The organism is Nocardiopsis sp. TNDT3, from assembly GCF_003427465.1.
Classification (GTDB): Bacteria; Actinomycetota; Actinomycetes; order Streptosporangiales; family Streptosporangiaceae; genus Nocardiopsis; species Nocardiopsis dassonvillei.
The window spans coordinates 1-6,209 of record NZ_QPFC01000771.1 but is presented as its reverse complement, the minus strand read 5'-3'; the positions used below and the strand labels follow the sequence as shown (position 1 = coordinate 6,209).

At 72.7% G+C, this 6,209-nt stretch carries 6 protein-coding genes; all 6 read left to right on the top strand.

Going from position 1 to position 6,209, the window contains the following annotated elements; translation table 11 throughout:
• Window positions 1-227, top strand: a 227-nt coding sequence (locus DQW06_RS19025) for a PfkB family carbohydrate kinase (RefSeq protein WP_232833077.1), incomplete at its 5' end; no start/stop codon positions are given.
• A gap of 316 nt (window positions 228-543) precedes the next feature.
• Window positions 544-1,377: a MurR/RpiR family transcriptional regulator gene (locus DQW06_RS19020; RefSeq protein WP_232051698.1), complete on the top strand. Its 834-nt coding sequence runs from the start codon at window positions 544-546 to the stop codon at window positions 1,375-1,377.
• 83 nt (window positions 1,378-1,460) lie between these two features.
• A complete protein-coding gene (locus DQW06_RS19015; RefSeq protein ID WP_117199029.1) occupies window positions 1,461-2,636 on the top strand; it encodes an extracellular solute-binding protein in 1,176 nt (391 codons plus the stop codon).
• Between the two features lie 38 nt (window positions 2,637-2,674).
• Window positions 2,675-4,453, top strand: coding sequence for an iron ABC transporter permease (locus tag DQW06_RS19010; protein ID WP_071622577.1), 1,779 nt, complete (start codon window positions 2,675-2,677; stop codon window positions 4,451-4,453).
• 38 nt (window positions 4,454-4,491) lie between these two features.
• The gene (locus tag DQW06_RS19005; RefSeq protein ID WP_232833076.1) at window positions 4,492-5,604 is read left to right on the top strand and encodes an ABC transporter ATP-binding protein; all 1,113 of its coding nucleotides are present in this window, start codon (window positions 4,492-4,494) and stop codon (window positions 5,602-5,604) included.
• Window positions 5,601-6,209 (top strand): histidine phosphatase family protein (locus DQW06_RS19000; RefSeq protein WP_157983489.1); only part of this gene is annotated, 609 nt, incomplete at its 3' end. The genes DQW06_RS19005 and DQW06_RS19000, both read left to right, overlap by 4 nt.

Below are 6,209 nucleotides of genomic sequence, written 5' to 3'. Positions count from 1 at the left end.
CCCACGTGCGCGCCGTGGACACCAACGGAGCGGGCGACGCGCACGTGGGCGTGTTCACCGCCGCCGTGGCCGAGGGCATGGACCCGCTCGCGGCCGCCCGTCGGGCCAACGCGGCCGCCGCCCTGGCCGTCACCCGCCGCGGCCCGGCCACCTGCCCCACCGCCAAGGAGACGGACGCCTTCCTGGAGGAGGCCGAGGGCGGCGAGGCCCCCGGCCGGGGCAGGTGAGCCGACCACCAGCGCCGCCGTCCCGAAGCGTGGGCCCCTGCCCGTGCCCCGCCCGGGACCGGCGCTGCGACCCCGCCACAGGTACGGGGCCGCGGTGAGGGGACAGGCGGCGCCGCGCCCGCCTTCACCCGCCGGAAGCGACCACCGGACCCACCTGCGGTTTTCGGGACGCTTCCTGACCCCCGGCTTGCCGCCGGGCGATCCGCGGGTGAACGCCCGGCCGGTTTCCGGGGAGAGGGTGAAGTCCCCATGAACCGAAAATAAAGTTGCAGGAAAAACAGCCTGTGCAAGAAAACTTGCTTGTATCGTGGGCGCCGTGAACCTCCAGGAACGCATGAGCGAGTACCGCGACCGGCTGACGAAGTCGGACCGGGTCCTCCTCGACGAACTGCTCTCCAACCCCGCCGAGGCCCCCCTGTGGCGGGGCGGGGAGGTGGCCCAGCGCGCGGGGGTCCACCCCGCCGCCGCCACCCGGCTGGCCCAGCGGCTGGGCTACCAGGGCTACCTGGAGCTGCGCGAGGACCTGCGCGAGGCCCACGAGGCACGCCTCAACGGTGCGGGCGACCGGTTCCGGGCCGAACTCCGGGGCCAGGGGCAGGCCAGCGTGCTGGACACCCTCCTGACCACCGAGCTCGACTCCCTGGCCGCGGTCGGCAAGCACGTGAGCCAGGCCCAGATCGACGAGGTGGCCGACCTCCTCGTCGGCGCGCGGGTGGTCTACCTCTTCGCGCGCGGCAACTCCGGGGTCCTGGCCGAACTCCTCGACAGCCGGCTGCGCCGGTTCGGGATGCGCCCGGTCAACCTCGTCGGCCCCGGCCGCGAGGTCGCCGAACGCGTCCTGGCGATGTCGGACTCCGACGTCGTCGTGTCGTTCGCGTTCCGCCGCGCTCCGCGAGGCCTCACACAGCTGTACGCACACGCCTGCGAGGTCGGAGCCCGGTCCGTGCTGGTCACGGACACCCTGCACACCCTCGATCCGGCTCCGACCACCGTGCTCTCGGCCCCGCGCGGACACCAGGAGGGCTTCTCCTCCCTGAGCGTCCCGATGATGATCGCGAACGCCATCGTGCTCACCGTCGCCCAGCGGCACCCCGAGACCATCCTGCCCGCCCTCGACCGCCTGGACGACCTGCTCAACGCGTTCGACTGACGCCGGTCTCCCCATCCCCCGCGACGGCCGGACCACCCCGGCCCCGCTCCCGCCTGCGCGAAAACCGACGCAAAGGACCTGTCATGCGTACTTCGAGACTGCTCTCCGCCTCCGTCGCCCTCCCGCTCGCCGTGACGCTCGCCGCCTGCGGCGGCGGCACCCCCGAGGCCGCCGACACCGCCGACGCCGGCGAGGCCGCCCAGCCCCACGAACTCGACGACGCCACCCACGAGGAGCTGGTCGAGCTGGCCAGGGAGGAGGGGGAGGTCACCGTCTACTCCTTCACCTCGCGCATCGCCTCCGTCGAGGAGGCCTTCGAGGAGGAGTACCCGGGCGTCGACCTCATCGGCCACGACATCGCCTCCTCCGAGCAGATCACCCGCCTCCAGTCCGAGGCCCAGGCCGGAACCCCGTCGGCGGACGTCGCCTACATCTCCGACGCCCCGGTGGTCATCACCGAACTCGTCTCGGGCGGCATCCTCCAGAACCACGTCCCCCAGCGCGTCGCCGAGACCGTGCCCGAGGAGTACCGGCAGCCCCTGCTGGCCAACCGGCTCTCGACCAAGATCCTCATGTACAACGAGGAGGCCCACCCCGACGGCAGCCCGGTCCAGAACCTGTGGCAGCTGACCGAGGAGGAGTGGAACGGCAAGGTCGTCATGGTCGACCCGAGCGTGCGCGGCGACTACCTCGACCTCATGGCGGAGATCGTCCGGCGCTCCGACGAGATGGCGCAGGCCCACCAGGAGCACTTCGGGTCCGAGGTCGAACTCGACGAGGGCGTGGAGAACGCCGGGCAGCAGTTCATCAAGGACCTCTACGCCAACGGCCTGGTCCTGGTCGACGACACCGACAACGTCAACGCGGCCGTGGGCGCGACCGGGCAGGAGGACCCGCCGGTCGGCATCACCTCCTACTCCGACCGCCGGGACAACGAGGAGGAGGGCTGGGCGCTCCAGGCCTCCCTGGGGACCGCACCGTCGCTGGGCATCACCTTCCCGGCCTACATCGGCATGGTGCAGGGCTCCGACAGCCCGGCCGCCGCGCGCCTGGTCGCCGACTTCCTCATGGGCGACGACTCCGCGACCGGCGGTCCCGGATACGAGCCCTTCTACGTCCCCGGCGACTACCCGGTCCGCACGGACATGGAGATGCCCGAGGACGCCGCGCCCCTGGACGAACTGGGCGCCTGGGACATCGATCCCGAGAAGACCGCCCGGGTCCGCGACGACGTGGCCGACTTCCTGCTCACCCTGTAAGACCCCTCCCCCGGCTCCCACGCCGGCGAAAGGACACCATGACGACGGCACCCGCCCCCCGCCGCACCGCGGTCGGCACCACGGTGGCCCGTGCGCGCACGGCACTGAGGCAGCCCGCCGTGGTGCTGGGAGCCGGCACCCTGCTCGTACTGTCCGTCCTCGTGGTGGCGCCGCTCAGCGGGCTGGTCAACACGACCCTCCAGAGCGGCAACCGCGAGGCGTGGGCGGACGTGTTCGCCAGCCCGATGTCGGAGAACCTCCTGTGGAGGCCGATGGGCAACTCGATCCTCATGGGGACCGCCACCGCCGTCTGCTCGACGGTGGTGGGCGGGTTCCTGGCCTGGGTGGTCGTGATGACCCGCATCCCGGGGCGCAGGACCCTGGGGCTGCTGGCGACGATCCCGTTCGCCCTGCCGAGCTTCGCCCTGGCGCTGGCGTGGGAGTCGGTCTTTCGCAACGACCTGATCGGCGGGTCCACCGGGATCCTGATGAACCTGGGCCTGGGCGTCCCGGACTGGCTGGCCTGGGGACCCGTACCGATCGCCGCGACCCTGACGGCCCACTACTTCTCGCTGTCGTTCATGCTGGTCGCCGCGGCGCTGGCCAGCGTCAACGGCGACCTCATGGAGGCCGCCGAGATGACCGGGGCCTCCACGCTGCGGGTGGCCCGGGACATCGCCCTGCCGGTCGTGGCCCCGGCGATGATCTCCGGCGCGCTGCTCGCCTTCGCCGAGGGGGTCTCCAACTTCGTCTCGCCGGCCCTGCTCGGCCTGCCGGTGCGGTTCCACACGCTCTCCACCCGGCTGTACGGGGCGATCTCCACCGGTGACGTCGCGCGCGGGTACGTGCTCTCGATCGTGCTCATCGTCGTCGCCGCGATGATCATGTACGCCTCGACGCGCATCACCGGGGGCGGGCGCAGCTTCGCGACGATCACCGGCAAGGGCGGCCGCCGCCGGGGCGTGGACCTGGGCCCCTGGGGGTGGCCGGTGGCCGGGCTCGCCTGGCTGCTGGTCACGTGCACCACGGTCGTGCCCGGCCTCGTGCTCGTCCTGAGCTCGCTGACCGTGCGCACGAACGACTTCGCCTCCGGGCTGACCCTGCACTACTGGATCGGCGGCTCGGACCCGGCGCTCGCCCAGGGGCAGCGGGGCGTCCTGAACAACCCGCAGATCCTGGAGGCCACCTGGAACACCGTCCTGCTCGGGGTGTGCGTGGCGGTCGGCGCCGGTGTGCTCGGGCTGCTCATCTCCTACGTCATCACCCGCTCCAACGGCCCGAGGTGGCTGGTGGGGACCATGAGCGTCACCTCGTTCGTGCCCTTCCTCATCCCCGGCATCGCGCTGGGCGCGGCCTTCATCGCGCAGTTCGGGGCGCCCATCGGCCCGCTCCCGAGCCTGTACGGGACGTTCGCGATCCTCGTGCTGGCCGGGATCGCGGCCACGATCCCGTTCTCCGTCCGGTCGGGCACCTCGGCCCTGAGCCAGGTGTCCAGGGACGTCGAGGAGTCCGCGGTGATGGCGGGGGCCGGGCTGACGCGCAGGATCGGCGCGGTCATCGCGCCGCTGACCGCGCGCGGCCTGTTCACCGGCGGGGTGCTGGTGTTCGTCCAGATGGTGCGCGACCTGTCCCTGGTCGTGCTGCTGGCGACCCCGGCGATGCCGGTGCTGGCCGTGCTCACCTACCAGTACTCCTCGGAGAACTTCACCCAGTTGGCCAACGCGGTCACCGTGGTCATCGCGGTGATCTCGGTCGCGGCAACCGTCATCGCGCGGCGCTTCGAGGGCGCCGCCCAGCCCTGGAACTCCCGATCATGACCCCGATGCCGCGCGCCCGGCAGGCCGAAAGGACCGACATGCGCTCCGAAACCTCCTCGGCCTCCCTGACCATCACCGACCTGCGCAAGGACTTCGGCGGCACCACCGCCGTGGACGGCGTCTCGATCGAGGTCCCGGCGGGCTCCTTCCTCGTGCTGCTCGGACCGTCCGGCTGCGGGAAGACGACGACCCTGCGGATGCTCGCCGGACTGGAGAACCCCACCGGGGGCGAGATCCGGTTCGGCGACCGCGTCATCGCCCGCGGCGACGGGACCGAGATCGTGCCGCCCGCCGAGCGCGAGGCCGGTCTGGTCTTCCAGTCCTACGCGCTGTGGCCGCACAAGACCGTGCGCCAGAACATCGCCTGGCCGCTGACCGTGGCCAAGTGGTCCAAGGCCGACCGGCGGGCCCGCAGCGAGCAGGTGCTGTCGATGCTGTCGATCGAGGACCTGGCCGACCGCTACCCGGGGGAGATCAGCGGCGGCCAGCAGCAGCGGGTGGCGATCGCCCGCATGATCGCCCCGCAGCCCAAAGTGCTGCTCTTCGACGAACCGCTGTCCAACCTCGACGCGAAACTGCGGGTGGACACCCGGGGCGAGCTGATGCGCGTGCACCGCTCGACCGGCGCCACGAGCGTCTACGTCACGCACGACCAGGTGGAGGCGATGACCATGGCCACGCACATCGCGCTCATGAAGGACGGCCGGATCGAGCAGTTCGGCACGCCTCGGGAGCTGCTGGAGTCGCCGCGCACCGCGTTCGCCGCGACGTTCGTCGGCACTCCCCCGGCCAACATCATCGAGTGCCGGGCCGGGGGCGGTCGCCTGTCGGCCCTGGGCGCCGACTGCGGCGCGGCTCCCGCGTCGGTCCCGGACGGGGTCGTGCGGGCGATGTACCGGGCGGGTTCGCTCGGGGTCGACCGCGACGCCTCCGCGCCCGGCTGCCTGGAGGCGGTCTTCGCCGACCAGGTGCCGATGGCCGACAGGTGGGTCGTGGGCGTGGACCTGGCCGACGGCACCCGGGTGAACGTCTCCCGGGACACGCCGGTCGACCTGCTGCCCGGGGACGCGGCCGGTCTGCGGCTGCCCGAGGCGCCGGACGCCTACTTCGACGCCGCGGGCGACCGCCTGGACACCGGGGAGGCCCGATGACGCGGCTGATCCTGGTCCGCCACGGCGAGACCGAGTGGAACGGCGAGCGCCGCCTCCAGGGGCAGCAGGACATCGGGCTGTCGGAGGCCGGGCGCGGCCAGGTCGCCGCGCTGGCGGAGACGGTCCGCTACCTGGACCCCGGCTACGTCGTCACCTCCGCGCTGCGCCGCACGCGGGAGACCGCCGAGGTCCTCGGGGTCAGCCCGGACGCGCGCGACCCCCGGCTCAACGAGGCCTACCTGGCCGGGTGGGAGGGGCGGTACTCGGCGCAGATCAAGGAGGAGGACGGCGGTGTGTACGCCGCGTGGCGCGCGGGGCGGTTCCACCCCCCGGGCGCGGAGAGCTTCGGCGAACTCACCGACCGGGTGGTCGAGGGGATCGGCGCCGCCGTCCGCCGGGCGCACGCCGACGGCCACCGGACGCTGCTGGCCGTCACCCACGGAGGACCGGTGCGGGCCTTCCTCGTGGCCGCCGTCGGGCTCGACCCGGCGCGCACGGTACCGAGCCACCCGGCCAGTCTGAGCATCGTGGACGTCGACCCCGGGGCCGCCTCCCTCACCGAACCGGGTGCGGCCAGGCTCCGGCTGTTCAACTACTCCCCGGCG

Bases quoted from the DNA above. Each gene is read 5' to 3' on its own strand.
- DQW06_RS19010 (WP_071622577.1), top strand. From the start codon at position 2,675: ATGACGACGGCACCCGCCCCCCGCCGCACCGCGGTCGGCACCACGGTG.
- DQW06_RS19015 (WP_117199029.1), top strand. From the start codon at position 1,461: ATGCGTACTTCGAGACTGCTCTCCGCCTCCGTCGCCCTCCCGCTCGCC.
- DQW06_RS19005 (WP_232833076.1), top strand. From the start codon at position 4,492: ATGCGCTCCGAAACCTCCTCGGCCTCCCTGACCATCACCGACCTGCGC.